An 18,674-nucleotide genomic window follows, 5' to 3' on the forward strand; every position below is an offset into this window, starting at 1 on the left:
AATATTTATTTCTCAATAATAAATTGTTTTGGTTCATAATCAGACGCAGTAATTGGCGAATGGTTCTCAAAATACTGTTTTACTACATCGGCATCGCGATAACCCGTATCAACGTAAGTCGGTGATGTATTAGTTATTGGATAGCCATCTCCACCAGCGGCTAAAAAGTCAAGTGTAGCAATGCGGTAGTTTTTTTGTAAATTGATCGGTTGATCATTAATTTTTACATCTTCAATATTGTTCCCATTTCTTGTTAGGTGTATATTTTTCAAATGTGCATACCCACCCGAACCTTGTTTTTTACTTAATGCAACTTTTAGATAATCAATTAATTCACTACCAGTTAATTCAAAATAAACTACACTATTACCAAAAGGTTCTACTTTTAAAATATCACGATAAGTAATATCACCTTCAATTAATGAGTCACGAATCATCCCCCCAGACATAATGCCAACGTTTGCATTGGTTTTTTCAACAAAAGCACTGAGTAACAGTTGTCCCATATTGCTTTGTTGGTATCTAACAACATCTCGATTACCTTCTAATCGTCCTTTTAACTCGCCACTTTTCACTAATAACTGCTGTTTACCTAATTCTTGATAAGGTCTTAAATTTTCAAGTAAGGATTTATCTTGAGGAATTTCTTGCGTGTAATATTCAAGGCGTTTGGTACTGTTACCATTATCAACCTCTTTTTTAAGGTTAATAGGAATTAATTGGTAATTTTTTAACGTGATTTTGCCATTTAAAAAGACAAAATCTGCACGTCCAACATATTTTCCCCATTCGTGGGCCTGCACAATCCATGTGCCATTTTGTTGATCTGGCGCACAAGGTGTACCTGGTACATATTCGGTAATACGTTTATTAGGACTAGCCATACACACAGGGTTTTGTGAGTGTCCTCCCACTATCATATCTAAATCGCCGGTCTGTAAATTTCTGGCTAATTCAACATCACCCGGTGCCATTGAGCCATGTTCACCATTTTCATAATGCCCCATATGAGTGACAGCAATAATCATATCAGGGTGTTCATTATCTTTTAACAGTTTAATTATTTTTTGTGCTTCGGGTAAGGTTTGTCGAAATTCGACGCCTTCCGTATTTTTGGGTGAAGCAAGAAAAATGGTATCGTCAGTGGTTAAACCAAACACAGCAACTTTAATACCATTCAAATCAAACATTTTATAGGCATCAAATACACGTTTATCTGTGCCTTTAAAGTAAGTGTTTGCCGATAAAAAAGGAAATTTTGCCCATTTCTGTTGCTCACGAATAATAGTCAAAGGATGATCAAACTCATGATTACCCACAGCCATAGCATCGTAACCAACCGCATTCATGCCAATAAAATCAGGTTTGGCTTGCTGTACATCAGATTCAGGGACACCAGTATTAATATCACCACCTGATAGCAGCAGTAATTTCCCTCCTTTTGCCGTAACTTCTTTTCGAATTTCATCTACTACGGTTTTTTGAGCAGCAAGCCCATACTCACCAATATCATTTTGCCAAAAACGGCCGTGGTGGTCATTGGTATGCAAAATAGTAAATTGATAAGACTTGTCTTTTTCTAAAGTTGGAACTGATGAGCTTTTTGTGGAAACAGCGGCCATGCAAGAGGCTGAAAATAGCCCCATACAAACAAGTAATGATAATTTTTTATTAAACTGATAATAGTACATGGTATCTCCTAAATCCTTATATAACAGCTATTATCCTGTAATCACCTTGTAAATAAGTTGTGGCTCAGTTGCGTTATCACTAATGGTAATATTGTCATATAATTTTTGCTTGATAGTATCAAGCTTATCAGTATTGGCGTGTATCGTTAATAAAGCTTCACCTTCAGTAACTTTGTCGCCTACTTTTTTATGTAACACGATACCAACAGCGGGATCAATAATATCTTCTTTGGTTGCGCGACCAGCGCCTAATTGCATTGCAGCTATCCCGATTTGATCTGCGATAATTTTTGATACATAACCTGATTTAAGGGCTGGTAGGGCAATTTGGTAAGGTGCACTAGCCAATTTTTCAGGATGATCAACGACCGAACTATCACCGCCTTGTGCTTCAATTAGGGTTTTAAACTTCTCGATAGCTTTACCATTTTTAATGACTTCATGAAGTTTTATTCTGGCTTCTTCTAATGTTTTTGCTTTATCGGCAAGTACAACCATTTGACTACCTAATGTTAAAACCAGTTCGGTTAAATCGGCTGGACCATGACCTTTTAACGTATCAATTGCTTCTTTTACTTCAAGAGCATTACCAATTGCAAAACCAAGAGGTTGAGACATATCCGAAATAATTGCCATGGTTCTACGGCCAATTTGATTACCAATATTTACCATTTCATGGGCTAATTTTTCTGAATCGGCCATATCTTTCATTAGCGCACCATCACCTGTTTTAACATCAAGAACGATGGCATCAGCACCCGCTGCCAATTTTTTACTCATAATTGAACTTGCAATAAGAGGAATAGAGTTAACAGTACCTGTTACATCACGTAACGAATAAAGTTTCTTGTCTGCTGGGGTTAAATTGCCTGATTGACCAATAACTGCAAGGCCTTTATTATTAACTTGATTAATAAAATCTTGTTTACTTAATTCAATTTTAAAATCAGGAATCGATTCAAATTTATCTGTGGTGCCGCCCGTGTGACCAAGCCCTCGTCCAGACATTTTAGCTACTGGAACATCTAAAGCTGCTACTAAAGGAGCTAGAACTAATGTTGTAGTGTCACCTACACCGCCAGTGGAATGTTTATCAACTTTAATGCCTTTGATTGAAGACAGATCAACAGTATCGCCAGAATACATCATCGCCGAGGTTAAATCTGCGCACTCTTTAGAAGTCATACCTTGATAATAAATTGCCATTAATAAAGCACTAACTTGATAATCGGGGATAGTTCCATTGGTATAATTAGTGATAAAAAATTGGATTTCATCAGTGGTTAATACATTGCCGTCACGTTTTTTTTCTATAATATCTACAAATCTCATTACTATTCTCTCTTACTATCAATAAATAAAATTAGTGTATTGCTTTGTTTATACAAAATAAATCTTAAGTCCTGATTACTATTTTTTATTGTTAAAAAATAATGTTAATCAAGATCACTTGGTGAAAAAGACCAAGGTAATAATTCTCCCACTGTTGTTTCTTGAATTTTCCCCTGCATATTGGTCAAAATAACAGGCATATCTTTAGCACAAAACTCACTAATAACTTGACGGCAAGCTCCACATGGTGAAATAGGCCCATCAGTATCTCCAATTACCACCAATTTTTTAAATTTTGTTTTACCTTCAGAAACCGCTTTAAAAATTGCCGTTCTTTCGGCACAATTTGCTAGTCCATAAGATGCATTTTCAATATTACAACCTAAAATTGCTTCATCATCTTCAGTAATTAGCACGGCACCAACCTGAAATTTAGAATAAGGTACATAAGCTTTAGAACGGGCTGTTTTAGCAAGTTCAATCAGTTTTTCAATTTTCATATTAATAATCCTTTTGGCCGTAATAAATCTAACTAAATTTTAGGTTGAGTGTTAACAGGAGACTGCAAATCTATCTTATAAACACCAAAACCAGATGTATCTGTATCGATAAAATGAATAGGGTATAGTGAATGTTTCTCGATATAGGTTTTAGCTTCATCTGTTGGTGATGATTCAAAGCGAATATCTAATTTTGTGTTACTAATAATTGGAGAAATTTGCCAATTATTGTCGATGGTAACATTCGTTATACTATATTTTTGGGTAGTATTGGTAATATAGGCTGAAAGAATTACTCTTAGATCGTCAGGAGAATTAAATTTGACATTTTTTTCACCAGTACCTGGAAATATACCACTATAAGCACGATAATTATTGGTGGCAATTAAGAATTCTTGGTTAGGAGCAATTGTTTTTTGTTGATAAGTCAGATTCCTAATTCTTTCAGATGTAGGGTTAATTAACTGGCAATTTGCATCATAACGGGGTGGCTTTGTTACATCTATTTGATAATTCACTCCATCAATAATATCAAAATTATAGGTTCTGAATTTATCCCAATTAATCAAATATTGTGGTTGTGATGAATTAGTATTAATTTGATTATATACACCAGCTGAACACTCTAACCACTCTTTGACATCTTTACCTGTAATTTTCACAGCAGACAAAATATTAGGATAAAGGTAAATATCTGCAGCATTTCTAAACGACAAATTACCTGCTTTAACATCAACAAAAGCGCTAGGATCGTTTTTCCTGCCGCCAGCTTTAAATGGTGCAATGGCCGATAAAACGGGCAAACCATCAAGATCAGGATCCCCTTTAATAAACTGCTTAACGTAATCGATTTGTGCATCATTAATAATTTGTAAGGCAGATGTATCTTCAACCAATGCTAGATAGCTCGTAATATCGGTTGAAACTTTACCTATTGGTTTACTAACAAATTCACGTGTTCCTTGGTGATCTTTGTTTAGAATGTCGACGATTTTTTGATCGGCTTTAACAAGTGCCTTTTTAGTTTTTACATCATAGATTGGTCTAGCTTCTGATTTACCTGAAATCACTTGCCATTTTGATTTATCACCATCAAGAACTAAGTCCACCACTCCCAAATGGCTACCCCAATGTCCGGGCATAACAGCAGGCACATGATTAATGTTACCAGTTTTGATATCAGTATTTGGTAATGATTTGAAATCTTCACTAGGAAATATGCCGTGAGAATGACCAAACATAATTGCATTAATACCCTCTACTTGACTCAAGTAGTAAACCGAATTTTCAGCTAATGCTTTATAAGGTTCAGCTGAAACACCAGAATGTGGAATAGCAATAATAACATCAGCGCCTTGTTTTTTCATTTCAGGGACTAATAGTTTGGCCGTTTCTGTAATATCTTTGACGACAACTTTGCCATCAAGATTAAGTTTGTCCCATTGCATAATCTGTGGAGGGACAAAACCAATATAGCCGATTTTAATCGTGTGCTTATTGCCGTTTCTATCAATAACAGGAGTATCTAAGATAATATATTGTGTAAAAAATGGCTTTTGAGTTTTGGCATCATAAACATTAGCGTTGATGTAAGGAAATTTAGCCCCAGAAAGACTTTTTTGTAGAAATTCTAATCCAAAATTAAATTCGTGGTTACCAATATTACCCACACTATAATTAAGTGTATTGAGCGCTTTATAAACAGGATGAATATCGCCATCATTAAAACCCTTCTTTACGGCATAATCAGCCATTGGGCTACCTTGAATTAGGTCACCATTATCAACAAGAACACTATTTTTTACCTCACTTCTTGCTTGATGAATTAAATTAGCAGTTTTTACTAATCCAAAAGAATCAACAGACTGATCTTTGAAATAATCATAATTCATCATGTTTCCATGCAAGTCGGTTGTTTCAATAATCCTTAAATCAACAGTTGCGGCATTAACAACGCCAGATATAAATAGGGTTAAAAAGGGTAAAATTAACTTATTTTTTTTCATGCAAATCTCCTATTATTCTGACAACTAAATTAGTTAACGGGTATGGCTAGTAACAGCTTCTGATATTCTAAAAATCGTTCAATGATTGCTGGATGATATTTTTTGTCATTAATAAATTTTTTAAGCAATTGTCTATCATCAGATGAAAAACATAAAAGAACTTGCTCAGTTAAACGACTTTTAACCATATCTTCAACAAATGCGGCTTGAATGCCACATAGCGTTATATCAAGCAATTCTAATCGTGAAAATGCAAATATGGATTGGGCGATACTATATTCTTTTTCAATATCAGTACCAAAAATCCCTGCATCATCGGTATTTAAGGTAATGCGAACACCTTGGTCATAAAGTTGCCTTATTGGATGTTGATAAATATCGCCATGCAATTCATTCACTAAAATCCGATTACTCGTTAAAGCAATTTCTAGAGTGATTTTTTTTTCGACCAGTTCACAAATAAGCGCTTTGTTTTCAATGGCACGAATACCATGACCGATTCTGATTGCACCGTGTTTAAGAGCTTGAATAATGCTCTCATCTGAATCAATTTCGCCAGCATGATACGATTTTTTTAAGTTCAGCTGAGTAGCCAACTTATGTGCATCTTTAAAATCATCAAAATGCCCAGCCATTTCGTTACCAGCAATATTAAATCCCGTAATAAAAGGGTGATGATTTTGCTGAATAAAACACAACGTATCATAAACAACTTTAGCGCCTAGGTGTCTAACACCAATAACATGATATCTAACTGTAATATCATAGTCGTTTTGTACCTTTATAATTGCTTTGTCCATGTAGAAAAGAGTTTTATTAAACCTTTCTTTATCCCAAATTAATTTTCCATTAACTTCGGTTGTGCAAATATGATAGGGGGACAAAAATAGCTCGCAATAAATTAACCCTTGTTTAGCATTTCTATTAAGAAAATCGTAAGTAATAGAATAATAATCTTCAGGATCTTTTAGAAAGCTAGAAACGGTATCATATGTATTAATAAATTCTTCAAATTTGGATTCGTCATACAAATATCTACCATTTTTATATTCTTTGGCATTGTATTGACCAGATTTGTAACATAGTGTACTAGGAAAAGGAATATTATTTTTTTGCGCTAACTGATGAGCCATGACAGGGGTAATGCTGCCTTCAACATGTTCGTGCAATATAACTTTAGGTATCATTTGATCGTTCATTAGGTATTTAATCTATTTTTAAATGAGCTAAATTGGCTTTAGTAACATTGGTTTTACTAACAATGACATTAAACGCTTATTAAAAAATTTTTAATAACATGTATATCATTGTTAATTTGGTTATTTTAACTTGATAAGATACTTATCTGCTATATCTTTTGCATCACTTATTTATATTTTTGTGCGGTAAATCAAATTTTTACGATAATTAATTGTTAGTAAAAAGGCAACAAAATGTATTGTTGCCTACGTATTGATTGAGTGGGAAAAAGCTCCACCACACAAAGAATAATTAATTAATGATTTAAATAGTTTTTGGATTAGGCTTTTCGTTTTTAAAGATCAACATAAATACAATTGCTAGAACCAAAGCATAACCTGCAAAAATAAGCCAAACTGTTTGCCATTCAGTAACATTTCCAGTTTTATAATAATCGACTACATAACCACTGCCTACCGAACCTAAATAAGCACCGAACCCATTAGTCATGGTCATAAATAATCCTTGAGCACTATTACGAATAGTTGGCGATACCGATTTTTCAACATACATTGAACCAGATATATTGTAAAAGTCGAAAGCACAACCATAAACAATCATTGAAAGAAGAAGTAATACAGAACCGAAAAGAGATGGATCGCCATAAGCAAATAAACCAAAACGAGCAACCCAAGCAAGCATACTAATAAGCATAACATATTTGATACCTAAACGTTTCATAAAGAAAGGTACAAATAAGATAAATGCGACTTCTGACATTTGAGAAATAGACAACAGTATAGAAGGGTATTTAACCACTAAACTATCAGCATATTCAGGGAATCTTTCAAAATCATGTAAAAATGGATTACCAAAAGTATTGGTTATTTGTAAAATACCGCCTAATAAAACCGCAAATAGAAAAAATATAACCATTCGAGGTTGTTTGAATAAAACAATAGCATCTAACCCTAATGCGCTAATGATGTTTTTTTCTTCAGTTTTATTTTTTGTTGTTGGAATCAATGGTAGCAAGAATGAATAAAGGCTGAGTAATAAAGCAGATGCAGCTGCAATATAAAGTTGCATGCTACTCAGTTCTAATTTTAAAAGACTCACAAGCCACATAGCAACAATAAATCCAATGGTGCCAAAAATTCTGATACAAGGGAACTCGGTAATAACATCAAGTCCACGTGATTCTAAGCAAGAATAAGCGATTGAATTTGAAATGGCGATGGTTGGCATGAAAGCTAGGCAATGAATCAATATCACAATCATCATCATGAAAGGAGATGTTACTGAAGCCGCAATAAATAGCGTTAAAGCACCGATTAAATGACAAAGCATATACAAACGGTTAGCAGGTATCCATCTATCCGCTACAATCCCAAGTAAGCCTGGCATAAACAAAGAAGCGATACCCATTGTTCCGTATATCGATCCTACTTCAAGACCAGTAAATTGTAATTTACGTATCATATAAGAACCGAGAGTTATTAACCAACTTCCCCAGATAAAATATTGTAAGAAAAATATAACCCTAAGTTTAAAATGAATATTCATTTATAATTCCTTAATAAACGAGATTTACTATAATCTAATATCTAAATATCAATAAAATAATTATTTGATCAAAATAAAAAATGGCAGATTAACCTGCCATTTTTTTAGTTTTGATTTAATAAAACAGACTCCAGTGCAACAGTGATCATTTCTTTGAACCCTAATTGTCTTTGTTCTGCTGACATTGCTTCGCCTTTTCGGATATGATCTGAAACTGTACAAATAGCCAGTGCTTTTGCACCATATTCAGCCGCAACGCCATAAATGCCAGCAGCTTCCATTTCGACGCCTAAAATATTGTATTTTTCCATAACATCAAACATATCAGGTTCAACACTATAAAAAAGGTCAGCAGAAAAAAGGTTACCAACTTTAACATTCACACCCAATTTTTTAGCTGCATTAACGGCATTACAAGTTAAATCAAAATCGGCGATAGCGGCAAAATCATGATCTTTAAAACGTAAACGGTTGACTTTTGAATCGGTACAAGCACCTAACCCAACAATAACATCCCCCAAGTTGACATTAGGGCTAATTGCACCACATGAACCAATACGAATGATGTTTTCAACACCATAAAATTTAATTAGTTCGGTTGTATAGATTGAACAAGATGGAATACCCATTCCATGCCCCATAACTGAAACCTTTTTATCTTTGTAATAACCAGTAAAACCCAACATGGATCTTACATTAGTAACTTCTGTTGCATTCTCTAAAAAGGTTTCTGCAATGAATTTTGCTCGTAGCGGATCGCCGGGCATTAAAACGGTTTTTGCAAAGGCATTATCAACAGCATTAATATGCGGGGTAGACATTAACTTCTCCTGATATTTGTTTTGAAATCGATATTACTTAAACTTAAATTATTTATTTTTTTATAAAAGATTTACCGTAATCCATTGGCGATAAATCAAAATAATCGGCAACACTCTGTCCTATATCGGCAAATGTTTCACGATGACCTAAAGAGCCAACAGGCACACTATCTCCGTAGACAATGACAGGTATATGTTCGCGAGTATGATCGGTACCTGACCAAGTTGGATCACAACCATGATCGGCGCTAATAATAAGCAGATCGCCAGGTTGGATAAGCGCTAACATCTCAGGAAGACGACTATCAAAATATTCTAAAGCAGCAGCATAACCTGAGACATCGCGACGATGCCCATAAGAAGAGTCAAAATCGACAAAATTGGTAAATACAATCGTATTATCTTTAGCCTGCTTAATTTCTTCTAGTGACGCATTAAATAAAGCTTCAAGACCGGTTGCTTTTACTTTTTCGGTAATTCCAACTTGTGCATAAATATCGGCAATTTTACCAATTGACACTACGGTACCTTGTTTTTCATCAACTAGTTTTTTAATCATCGTTGGTGCTGGTGGTTCAACAGCAAGATCGTGGCGGTTACCCGTACGCACAAATTCGCCCGCTTTTTTGCCAACAAAAGGTCTAGCAATAACGCGGCCAATGTTGTAATTACCTTTATTTAGCTCATCACGTGCAATTTCGCAGACTTCATAAAGTTTATCTAAACCAAATGCCTCCTCATGACATGCAATTTGGAATACAGAATCAGCAGAAGTATAAAAAATTGGCTTGCCAGATGCTATATGTTCTTCACCAAGTTCATCAAGAATGACTGTACCAGATGAGTGACAATTACCGAGGTAACCAGGAAGTTTTGCACGAGAGACAATTTTATCTAAAAGATCTTGAGGGAAGCTATTAGTGGTATTAGTAAAATAACCCCAGTCAAAAAGAACTGGCACGCCAGCTAATTCCCAATGTCCTGATGGAGTATCTTTACCTGAGGAAATCTCGCTTGCATAGCCATATGAACCAATAATTTCACCTTCAGTTTGCATACCTTTAGGATAATGACCAGTTGATTCATACGCCGCTTCGATTAAGCCTAATTTGCCTAAATTAGGTAAATTTAATGGACCACTACGACCATGCTCAGCTTTACCTAAAGCACAAGCTTCAGCAATATGTCCTAAAGTATCAGCACCCTCATCGCCATATTTATTTGCATCTTCAGCGCCACCGATACCAAACGAATCTAGGATCATAATAAAAACTCTTTTCATAATTTCCTCTAACTAATAAGCAAAACTTAACTTGTGTACAATCTTTTTTATTAGAATTCTGGTTATAATTTATAAAAACATCGCTTAGTTAGCTATAATACACGATAACAAAAAACAAAAAAGATTTAAGCGTTGCTTTAGCTGAATATTTGTATAAATAATGTGATTAATTTGATCTTAGTCATATTTTTGTATATCAAAAAATTTATAAAACATTTTTTTAAGTGTAGAAATTAGTCATGCTGTTTACACTATTTTGAGAAAAAAACGTAATGAATATACATAAAAAACAAAACATTCTGGCTTGGAACATTCTTATTTATAATTCTATTTATCTGCATTTATATAAAACAACCCAAATTTATTTAACACAATTGAATTAAGGAGTGACTGATGTCATTTGTCAATGCCTATGTGTCGGAAGAAGATGCCAAAAAATATGATTTAGATAATTTATGGAATAAGTACCGCCGCTTTGGTACCAAAATGCCTGAACTATTTACCGACTTATATCTGATACAATTTGCTTGGGAAATTGTGTCAATGAACCCGAGTAATTTACCTAGTATGTCGAAGGCGGATTTATTAACTATTTTGAAAGAGGCATTAGCTGTCTATAAATGTAGTGGAATTAGAGATTTATAAGCTAATAATAAATTATTTTTTAAGCTTAATTTGTAATAATCTTTATTTAATCTGACAGGTAATTATTACTCATCGGGAGCATTTTTCAGATAAAAACCGAAGAGTAACTTATTTTGATAAGTTTGTTCTATCTCAAATCAATCAATACCTAGCACCATTCGCCCATTCTTAGTTGCCACATTAATCACATTGTCTAAATCGGTATAACGGCATCCTGTTACTAACAATTTAAGTTCTTCCCACATATTACCCGTTGAAAATGGTAACATATAATCACTAACATTATCTGTGCCAATAGCAACAGGAATACCAGCAGCCGCCAGTTCATCAACAGGGGTTAATGAGTTACGAGTAGGACCTTGTTCTTCACGACGAGGGCTATCGATCCAAGCAAAAGGACAAGCAATAACCATCATTTTGGCCTCTTTCATTTTTTTGTAGAGTTTTTGGCGATATGCTAAACTATGCGCGGTGATAGAAATGCTATGGATAGCAACCACACGCCCGTGCATACCATGCTCAAGAGTTTTATCGGTAAGTTGTTCTGTTTCGATTTCATCTTGTGAGTTAAATTGGTCAACATGTACATGCACCATTTTGCCTAATGATTTACCTGTTTGCATTAACACATCAAGATGTTTAAGTCCCATACCTTCACCATGATCACGCTCATCACGACGCGGTAAACCGCCAATAATATCAACTAAATCAGCTCCTTTATCAAACCAATAACGTGCTTCTTTATCAATAACACCTTTAAGTGTTTGATTAACTAATTTTATGGTGATGTCATTTTTATAAGTTTCTCGTGCTCTTAAGGCACCTTTAATTGCTCGTTCTTCAGCAATAGGATCAATATCAACAAACGATCCCATGGCACTTACACCTTGCTCAATCATACGCTCAACCGCCATACTAAAATGGCGATAGTAATCATCTTCGCTCATTGATGCTTTGACTTTATCTAATGTATCCCATTTTTCAATTAAAGTCTGTTTTTGATAGACATCAAAACTATCAACCGAAATAGTAAAAGCACGATCAGCATGCATATGTGCATTAACCCATCCGCCTTTTTGCTTAATATTATTCATTAAATAGGCTTTTAAACTTTGGTCTCTTGTGGTTAATAACATGTTTTTATGTTCAATCATAATATGCCTCTACAATTCAATCTAAATGAAGTTGATAAAATCGGACGCAATAGGCAAAAAAAATCCCCCAAAAAGGAGGATAAAATGGAATCAATAATATTAATGATTAAGATTACTGAGTTACAATTGATCATTGTGCCTACACCGTGTCGATAAAAAACTGCAGAAATTCTAACCAAAATATTTTTAATAGCAAGTACTATAATTTATAAAATATATAAATAAATGAAATGGTTAAAGTATTATTTTTTAGATTTTTTACTTCAAAAAATAGTTTTTAATAAAGTTAATTACCAATAAATTAAGAAATAAAATCATAACTAATTATTTAATAACAATAATTAGTTGTCACAAAAATGAGATTATTAACCTTAAATACTGCTTTTTGATATTAGCAGTAGCAAGCGTATACTACACAAGCAACTTATTTTGAAATATAGGTAGTCTACTGACATGAGTCAATTAAATATTATTGCCACAATCACAGTTAAACGAGAATTCTATGACGCATTTCAACCGATATGTAAACGATTAGTTGCAGGTAGCAGGGCCGAAACAGGTTGTGTGCACTATGAGCTTAACCAAAGTATTGATAACCCCAATATCTTTATTGTGATCGAAACATGGGTATCACAGCAGGCAATTGATTTTTACAACACAACGCCACATTTTGTTGAATTTGCCAACTTTGCTAAAAAACATACTGATAGATTAGAGATTAATATTGCCAAACAAGTAATATAACTTAAAAGATGATAGTAGCTAACATTTGGGGTTAACTACCATATTAATTAATCAAACAGTTCGATTTTTATATTCCGTGAATCACTTCGACCCATATCGTCAAGCACTAAAATTTTAAAAGTCCCGCTTTGTGTTGGGATCCAGTTAAGAGCCTTCCGTGGCTCGGTTTGCCCAATAAAACTGTTATTAACAAACCAATAAAGTGATTTAACATCACCATCACAATTAGCAGTAAAACTAATTTGTTCATTTTTTTGTTTAGTGGTTCTAAATTGATAAACTACATTTTTAAGAGGCGAAGTTATTTTTGGCGGTTCGCCTAAAAAATTTTGTGATGAATGACAATGTTTTGTTGATGGTGGCGCTTTTTTAGCAATCCCGGCTTTAGCAAAAACAGCGGCTAAATCTGACGGCCAATATTCAAAAACAGCTAAGTGAGAGGTTGCTAAATCATAAGGAGGACAAACAGCTTTACCTGTTTGATTGTCGACCATAACGGGTCTAAAAATGGTATCGGGATTAATTGGCGACACACCCGGAATAAACCACGTTTTACCTTTTGCCTTGCACCATTGAGTCAGTAGATTGCCACTGGTTAGACAAATATCGATACGCTTTAAATTTGGAGGTAATGGGCGATTAGGTTCACGCAAGTTAGGATAATAAGCGTTAATACTTTCAACGATATTAAAAAAGAGCGGTGTGGCGGCATCGACGCCTACAAAGGCATTATTACCACTACCATCAAAGTTACCAAGCCAAACCACCATAGCATAGTTACCAAAAGTTCCAGCTGTCCAAGCATCACGAAATCCCCATGATGTACCTGTCTTCCAAGCAACGGGTACCACCTTTTTTTGCATTTTGCTAAGTACATCTTGTGGGCGGGTATTTTGTTTCAACATATCAATGATCATAAATGCTGCTTGTGGACTTAACAGATTTTGTGGCTTGGGCGAGTCGTTGGCTTCAATAAATTGCAATGGCTGCCAACGGCCTTCGTTGGCTAGCATGGCATATAACCCGACTAACTCTTGTGCGCTAACTTCACCACCACCTAACACTAAAGACAAACCATAATGCGACTCATCGGCGAGTTTTTGGATATGGGCATTGACCAAAAATTGATAAAAAGAGGGATTATGTAATTTAGAGGCCACCGATACAGCAGGAATATTACGGCTATGAATTAATGCATCGGTTGCCGAAATAGGGCCACGAAAGTTACGATCAAAGTTTTCTGGCGTGTATGAACCAAAATCAGTGGCCACATCTTTTAAAATTGTACGAGGATGTAAAACACCTTGGTCAATACCAAGCGCATAAATAAACGGCTTAAGTGTAGATCCGGGTGAGCGTTTAGCAAGTGTACCATTAACTTGACCTTGGATAGAATTATCAAAATAATTAGCCGAACCAATCAGTGCCTTAACCTTCATTGTTTGGGTATCAACCAAAATTACCGACGCATTATTAATACCTTTTACACGATTTCGCTCAATAAACAAATTGACTTGCCGACTAATGATTTTTTGCAGATTATTATCTAACGTAGTTTTAATTTCTTGAGCATCGCTTTGCTGTTGTTGAATGATTTGATTAATAAAATGCGGTGCACCAAAAGGCATTCGTTCTGGTTGACGCAAAACCAACTTTTGCGAAAAAAGAGCGACAATATTGCTATCAACAAAATATTTTTCTTGCCAACGCTCAAATAATTGATTTCTTGCTTTAACTAACGCTTTGCCAGCAAATCCTGTTTTACGATCAACTCGAAACGTTGGTGATTGAGGTAATACCACCAAAGTTAACGCCTCGGGCAAATTGACTTGTGAAGGTGGTTTATTAAAATAGATAAATGACGCAGCACCAATACTTTCAATATTGCGACCAAAAGGGGCATAATTTAAATACGCTTCTAAAATATCATGTTTAGAATACATCAACTCTAACTGTATAGCCCTAGCAATTTGATGCAACTTCCCACCAATGGTTTTAGTATTTAACCGCCAATGCATTCGCGCAAGTTGCATGGTAATGGTTGAAGCACCTTGACGATTTCCACCACCAAGATAGGTTGCTCCAAAAGCCCTAATTAGACTAAATGGATTAAAGCCAACATGATAATAAAACCACTGATCTTCGTGCAGTAACAAACCATTAACAATATCAGGCGAAATATCCTCCAAAGGCGTCCATAAACGATAACGATCATCATTGGCTAATGTCATTCGAATTAGCTGGTTATTATTATCATAATAGCGCTTTGAAAAAGTAAGTGATTCAGAAAGAGGGGCATGAGGTAACAAACGAATAATAAGGATCGCAATAAATAACAGCAACAAAGCCATTAACTTATTTTGATGACGAACAATAAACCTAAACATATTTAGTCAAAAGCTTAAAACGCATATATTAAAAAACACCACCAATGCATTCACATCGGTGGTGGTTAAATTACATTTTATCAACAGTCTTAATGCCTAGCATATCAAGGCCAGTTTTAAGTGTTTTAGCTGTTAAAGAAGCTAATTTTAAGCGACTTTGTTTCAGGCTTTCGTTTTCGGCTGCTAAAATAGGGCAGTTTTCATAAAAACTTGAAAACAGCGTTGCAATTTCATAAAGATAAGCACAAAGCACATGCGGGGTACCTTCGATTGCCACAATTGAAATAGTCTCATCAAATTGAATTAAACGAGTTGCTAAAGCACGCTCTTTATCAGATTCCAAACTAATATTAGCTGTTAAGCTATCTTCGGAAATATTGGACTTTTTAAAAATTGATAACACACGGGTATAAGCATATTGCAAATAAGGTGCGGTATTGCCTTCAAATGACAACATATTATCCCAATCAAAAACATAATCAGTAGTCCGATTTTTAGAAAGATCAGCATATTTAACTGCACCAATAGCCACCGCATCGACAATTTTTGCAAGCTCACTTTCAGAAAGATCTGGATTTTTGCTACGAATTAAAGTTGTTGCACGCTCACACGCTTCATCTAGTAAATCATTTAATTTAACAGTATCGCCAGAACGGGTTTTAAACGGCTTACCATCTTTACCTAACATCATACCAAACATATGGTGCTCAAGTTTTAAAGATTCTGGTACATACTTGGCTTTATGAATAATTGTCCAAACTTGCTCCAAATGCTGATGTTGGCGAGAGTCAATATAATAAAGAATACGATCAGCGTGTAACGTTTCGTAACGGTATTTAGCACAAGCAATATCGGTTGTTGCATAAAGGTAGCCACCATCACGTTTTTGGATGATAACACCCATCGGTTCGCCTTCTTTGTTTTTATACTCATCAAGAAAAACAACAATCGCCCCTTCACTTTCAACCGCAAGCCCTTTCTGTTTTAAATCGGCAACAATATTAGGTAGCATGCTGTTATAAATGCTTTCACCCATAGTGTCTTCAAGCGATAACGTAACATTTAAACGTTTATAAGTGGCAATATTTTGCGTCATGGTAATATCAACTAGCTTGCGCCACATATCACGACAATATTCATCGCCACCTTGTAATTTCACTACATAATTACGAGCTTTTTCGGCAAACACTTCGTCTTCGTCATAGTGTTTTTTAGCAGCGCGGTAGAATGACTCTAAATCTGAAAGATCCATATCATTGGCATGTTCATTTTGCATCTTTTCAAGATACGCAATTAACATACCAAATTGTGTTCCCCAATCACCAACATGATTAGCACGAATAACATTATGACCTAAAAAAGATAAAACACGAACGCTAGCATCACCAATAATAGTTGAACGCAAGTGTCCAACATGCATCTCTTTGGCGACATTAGGCGCCGAATAATCAACTACTATAGTTTGCGGTTTGGCGGGTAAAGTAATATTAAGCTTATCACCACTTAAAGCAACTTCATTTTGCTCAGCAATCCAGCTATTTTTCAAAAAGATATTAATAAAACCAGGACCTGCAATTTCAACTTTTTCGGCGATATCATCGATATCTAAATGTTGCAAAACAGCTTGGGCAAGATCTCGAGGTGGCATACCAAGTTTTTTGGCAACTGACATAATGCCATTAGCTTGGTAATCACCAAATTGTGCTTTGTTTGATTGCTTAATTAAAGCGTCACAGTTCTTATCTGCACCTGCCATAATCATAGCTTGCGAAACACGTTGCGTTAATAATTGTTGAATATTCACACTAAACCTAACCAATTATAATAAAATGCCCAATATAATACCGACAAAGTGATGAATTGTCACTGATCGCATAAAAAGGGAGGGATCCTTTTTATTAAAAAGAGTGTAAAAAATCAAATAAAATTGATGCACAGCCAAAATGTTTTAATCAAGCTTTAGTTTTCATCAAAAAACAAAAATATAATGTAATTGTTTGATTTTTCTAAAAAATACCATTTATAAAAACTTCAATAAAATCAATAGTCTACCTGAGCAATTTTAGAGCGGAAAAATACTCTCACAACACTGTGTAAGATCAATATGAATTTATGTCCTGACTAATATTGACAAATACCCACTTGGAAAAAGAGATAAAAATGGATACTAAATACAGGCTAAATTGGATAATAAATAAGCGTATTGTAACACGTTAGAAGGTATTTTTTATCAAATTTGAATTGGTTGTCCGTGATGAGATATTTCAATAAAAAACTCACGAAAGGGTCATATTGCTAGTGTCTATAAATATCGCCAATTGGTATAACGATATTAGCATGTTGTATGATACGGTTAAAAATGTAAAGAAGGATCATGATGAATACAAAAGCTCAACATCCCCGAGTAATATTTTTATTGCACATTTCTTTTAAAAACATATCTGAATAAGAGCTTAAATTATCTTGATTTTTACCAAGCGGGTATTTTTTCCCTAATTTGAGCAGCCAATCACTAAAATGATGTAAAAATAATTTATTATCATTATCGATTTCAAATATTGCAGAATCAGAATAAGAATCAACTAATAAATCTAATATCTCCAAAAAAGCTTTATCATTTTTTAAAATCTCATCAACTGTAATTGCTTGAAGATATTTTATTATGTCTATTATCTGAGATAACGTTAAAATAGTTGGACCATTTTTTATATTATTTAATATTTGTTGGATCATAGCATTTATCTAAAAATTAACATCTCATTCTATTTATATAGTAGATGAATTTTGTACTTTTTGAACAATTTTTAAAACGATAATTACAGATGTAATATAATTGGGGAATTAATATGATTAATATAGATAATTTTTATGACTACGAAAAAAAACTGACTGATAAAGATTTAAATGCTTGTGAAAAGAAGTTAGGTATCACAATTCCAGATTCTTTAAAACAGCTTTACCTTAATTGTAATGGAGGAATGGTATATAAAGATATTTGGAAAACAACTGTTCCTCCATACAAACTTCAAGTTTTTAATTTTATTCCTATAAAATATAATAAAGCATTTAAAAATGACCCAGATTTTATCATGGAAGGTATTGCCTTCAAACATTGGGACGATAAAAAGTTACCTAAGGAGCTGTTACCTTTTGCTCGCGATTTAAGCAATGGTTTTTTGTGTATAAATATTAATACTGGTGCGATATATCAATATCTCAGACTAGAATGGGACGATACTCTAAATACAGAACAAAATTTTAAAAAAAATAGCATTTATTTATCTGATTCATTAGAAAATTTTTTAAATGCTTTAACTTATGATGAAGAGCAAGATCAAGAAAAAAACGTTGAAGATGAAGATATTAA

At 34.3% G+C, this 18,674-nt stretch carries 15 protein-coding genes; 3 read left to right on the forward strand and 12 right to left on the reverse strand.

Annotation, left to right across the window (positions count from 1 at the left end):
• Positions 1-5 precede the first annotated feature (5 nt).
• The 8 genes from ushA to B9N71_RS02345 all read right to left on the reverse strand — a co-directional run bounded on the left by ushA (position 6) and on the right by B9N71_RS02345 (position 10,377).
• Positions 6-1,622, reverse strand: coding sequence for a bifunctional UDP-sugar hydrolase/5'-nucleotidase UshA (gene ushA, locus B9N71_RS02310; RefSeq protein WP_370738294.1), 1,617 nt, complete (start codon positions 1,620-1,622; stop codon positions 6-8).
• A gap of 99 nt (positions 1,623-1,721) precedes the next feature.
• Positions 1,722-3,023: a pyrimidine-nucleoside phosphorylase gene (locus B9N71_RS02315; RefSeq protein WP_085163969.1), complete on the reverse strand. Its 1,302-nt coding sequence runs from the start codon at positions 3,021-3,023 to the stop codon at positions 1,722-1,724.
• Between the two features lie 104 nt (positions 3,024-3,127).
• Positions 3,128-3,523, reverse strand: coding sequence for a cytidine deaminase (locus B9N71_RS02320; RefSeq protein ID WP_065560330.1), 396 nt, complete (start codon positions 3,521-3,523; stop codon positions 3,128-3,130).
• A gap of 32 nt (positions 3,524-3,555) precedes the next feature.
• Positions 3,556-5,529 carry a bifunctional 2',3'-cyclic-nucleotide 2'-phosphodiesterase/3'-nucleotidase gene (locus B9N71_RS02325; protein WP_085163970.1) on the reverse strand — a complete coding sequence of 658 codons (1,974 nt, stop codon included), beginning with the start codon at positions 5,527-5,529 and terminating at the stop codon, positions 3,556-3,558.
• A 29-nt stretch (positions 5,530-5,558) separates the two neighbouring features.
• A complete protein-coding gene (add, locus tag B9N71_RS02330) occupies positions 5,559-6,728 on the reverse strand; it encodes an adenosine deaminase (protein WP_085163971.1) in 1,170 nt (389 codons plus the stop codon).
• Between the two features lie 304 nt (positions 6,729-7,032).
• Positions 7,033-8,274, reverse strand: a complete 1,242-nt coding sequence (locus B9N71_RS02335) for a nucleoside permease (protein WP_085163972.1) — start codon at positions 8,272-8,274, stop codon at positions 7,033-7,035.
• A gap of 104 nt (positions 8,275-8,378) precedes the next feature.
• On the reverse strand, positions 8,379-9,095 hold the full coding sequence (gene deoD / locus B9N71_RS02340) for a purine-nucleoside phosphorylase (RefSeq protein WP_065589674.1): 717 nt from the start codon (positions 9,093-9,095) through the stop codon (positions 8,379-8,381).
• A gap of 52 nt (positions 9,096-9,147) precedes the next feature.
• On the reverse strand, positions 9,148-10,377 hold the full coding sequence (locus B9N71_RS02345) for a phosphopentomutase (RefSeq protein ID WP_085163973.1): 1,230 nt from the start codon (positions 10,375-10,377) through the stop codon (positions 9,148-9,150).
• 393 nt (positions 10,378-10,770) lie between these two features.
• On the opposite strand from B9N71_RS02345, the gene B9N71_RS02350 reads away from it, so the two are divergent.
• Positions 10,771-11,022, forward strand: a complete 252-nt coding sequence (locus B9N71_RS02350; protein WP_085163974.1) for a hypothetical protein — start codon at positions 10,771-10,773, stop codon at positions 11,020-11,022.
• A 137-nt stretch (positions 11,023-11,159) separates the two neighbouring features.
• Here the strand turns inward: B9N71_RS02350 and B9N71_RS02355 are convergent, their stop codons facing one another.
• On the reverse strand, positions 11,160-12,176 hold the full coding sequence (locus B9N71_RS02355) for an amidohydrolase family protein (RefSeq protein ID WP_202961539.1): 1,017 nt from the start codon (positions 12,174-12,176) through the stop codon (positions 11,160-11,162).
• A 453-nt stretch (positions 12,177-12,629) separates the two neighbouring features.
• Between B9N71_RS02355 and B9N71_RS02360 the strand changes: the two genes are divergently transcribed.
• Positions 12,630-12,920 (forward strand): putative quinol monooxygenase, encoded by a 291-nt coding sequence (locus B9N71_RS02360; RefSeq protein ID WP_085163975.1) that lies wholly within the window; start codon positions 12,630-12,632, stop codon positions 12,918-12,920.
• Positions 12,921-12,967: 47 nt separating this feature from the next.
• On the opposite strand, the gene pbpC is transcribed toward B9N71_RS02360, so the two are convergent.
• The 3 genes from pbpC to B9N71_RS02375 all read right to left on the reverse strand — a co-directional run bounded on the left by pbpC (position 12,968) and on the right by B9N71_RS02375 (position 18,040).
• Positions 12,968-15,307 (reverse strand): penicillin-binding protein 1C, encoded by a 2,340-nt coding sequence (pbpC, locus tag B9N71_RS02365; protein ID WP_085163976.1) that lies wholly within the window; start codon positions 15,305-15,307, stop codon positions 12,968-12,970.
• A gap of 70 nt (positions 15,308-15,377) precedes the next feature.
• Positions 15,378-17,111, reverse strand: coding sequence for an arginine--tRNA ligase (argS, locus tag B9N71_RS02370; RefSeq protein WP_085163977.1), 1,734 nt, complete (start codon positions 17,109-17,111; stop codon positions 15,378-15,380).
• 587 nt (positions 17,112-17,698) lie between these two features.
• Positions 17,699-18,040, reverse strand: a complete 342-nt coding sequence (locus B9N71_RS02375) for a hypothetical protein (RefSeq protein ID WP_085163978.1) — start codon at positions 18,038-18,040, stop codon at positions 17,699-17,701.
• 113 nt (positions 18,041-18,153) lie between these two features.
• Here B9N71_RS02375 and B9N71_RS02380 point away from each other — a divergent pair.
• Positions 18,154-18,674, forward strand: a 521-nt coding sequence (locus B9N71_RS02380; protein WP_085163979.1) for an SMI1/KNR4 family protein, incomplete at its 3' end; no start/stop codon positions are given.

Origin of the sequence: Gilliamella bombi (assembly GCF_900103255.1) — a bacterium.
Lineage (GTDB): Bacteria > Pseudomonadota > Gammaproteobacteria > Enterobacterales > Orbaceae > Gilliamella > Gilliamella bombi.

Coding starts and splice junctions, on each gene's coding strand:
- B9N71_RS02350 (WP_085163974.1), top strand. CDS start 10,771: ATGTCATTTGTCAATGCCTATGTGTCGGAAGAAGATGCCAAAAAATAT.
- B9N71_RS02320 (WP_065560330.1), bottom strand. CDS start 3,523: ATGAAAATTGAAAAACTGATTGAACTTGCTAAAACAGCCCGTTCTAAA.
- deoD (WP_065589674.1), bottom strand. CDS start 9,095: ATGTCTACCCCGCATATTAATGCTGTTGATAATGCCTTTGCAAAAACC.
- B9N71_RS02360 (WP_085163975.1), top strand. CDS start 12,630: ATGAGTCAATTAAATATTATTGCCACAATCACAGTTAAACGAGAATTC.
- B9N71_RS02325 (WP_085163970.1), bottom strand. CDS start 5,529: ATGAAAAAAAATAAGTTAATTTTACCCTTTTTAACCCTATTTATATCT.
- B9N71_RS02315 (WP_085163969.1), bottom strand. CDS start 3,023: ATGAGATTTGTAGATATTATAGAAAAAAAACGTGACGGCAATGTATTA.
- B9N71_RS02345 (WP_085163973.1), bottom strand. CDS start 10,377: ATGAAAAGAGTTTTTATTATGATCCTAGATTCGTTTGGTATCGGTGGC.
- add (WP_085163971.1), bottom strand. CDS start 6,728: ATGAACGATCAAATGATACCTAAAGTTATATTGCACGAACATGTTGAA.
- ushA (WP_370738294.1), bottom strand. CDS start 1,622: ATGGCCGCTGTTTCCACAAAAAGCTCATCAGTTCCAACTTTAGAAAAA.
- pbpC (WP_085163976.1), bottom strand. CDS start 15,307: ATGTTTAGGTTTATTGTTCGTCATCAAAATAAGTTAATGGCTTTGTTG.
- B9N71_RS02355 (WP_202961539.1), bottom strand. CDS start 12,176: ATGATTGAACATAAAAACATGTTATTAACCACAAGAGACCAAAGTTTA.
- B9N71_RS02375 (WP_085163978.1), bottom strand. CDS start 18,040: ATGATCCAACAAATATTAAATAATATAAAAAATGGTCCAACTATTTTA.
- B9N71_RS02335 (WP_085163972.1), bottom strand. CDS start 8,274: ATGAATATTCATTTTAAACTTAGGGTTATATTTTTCTTACAATATTTT.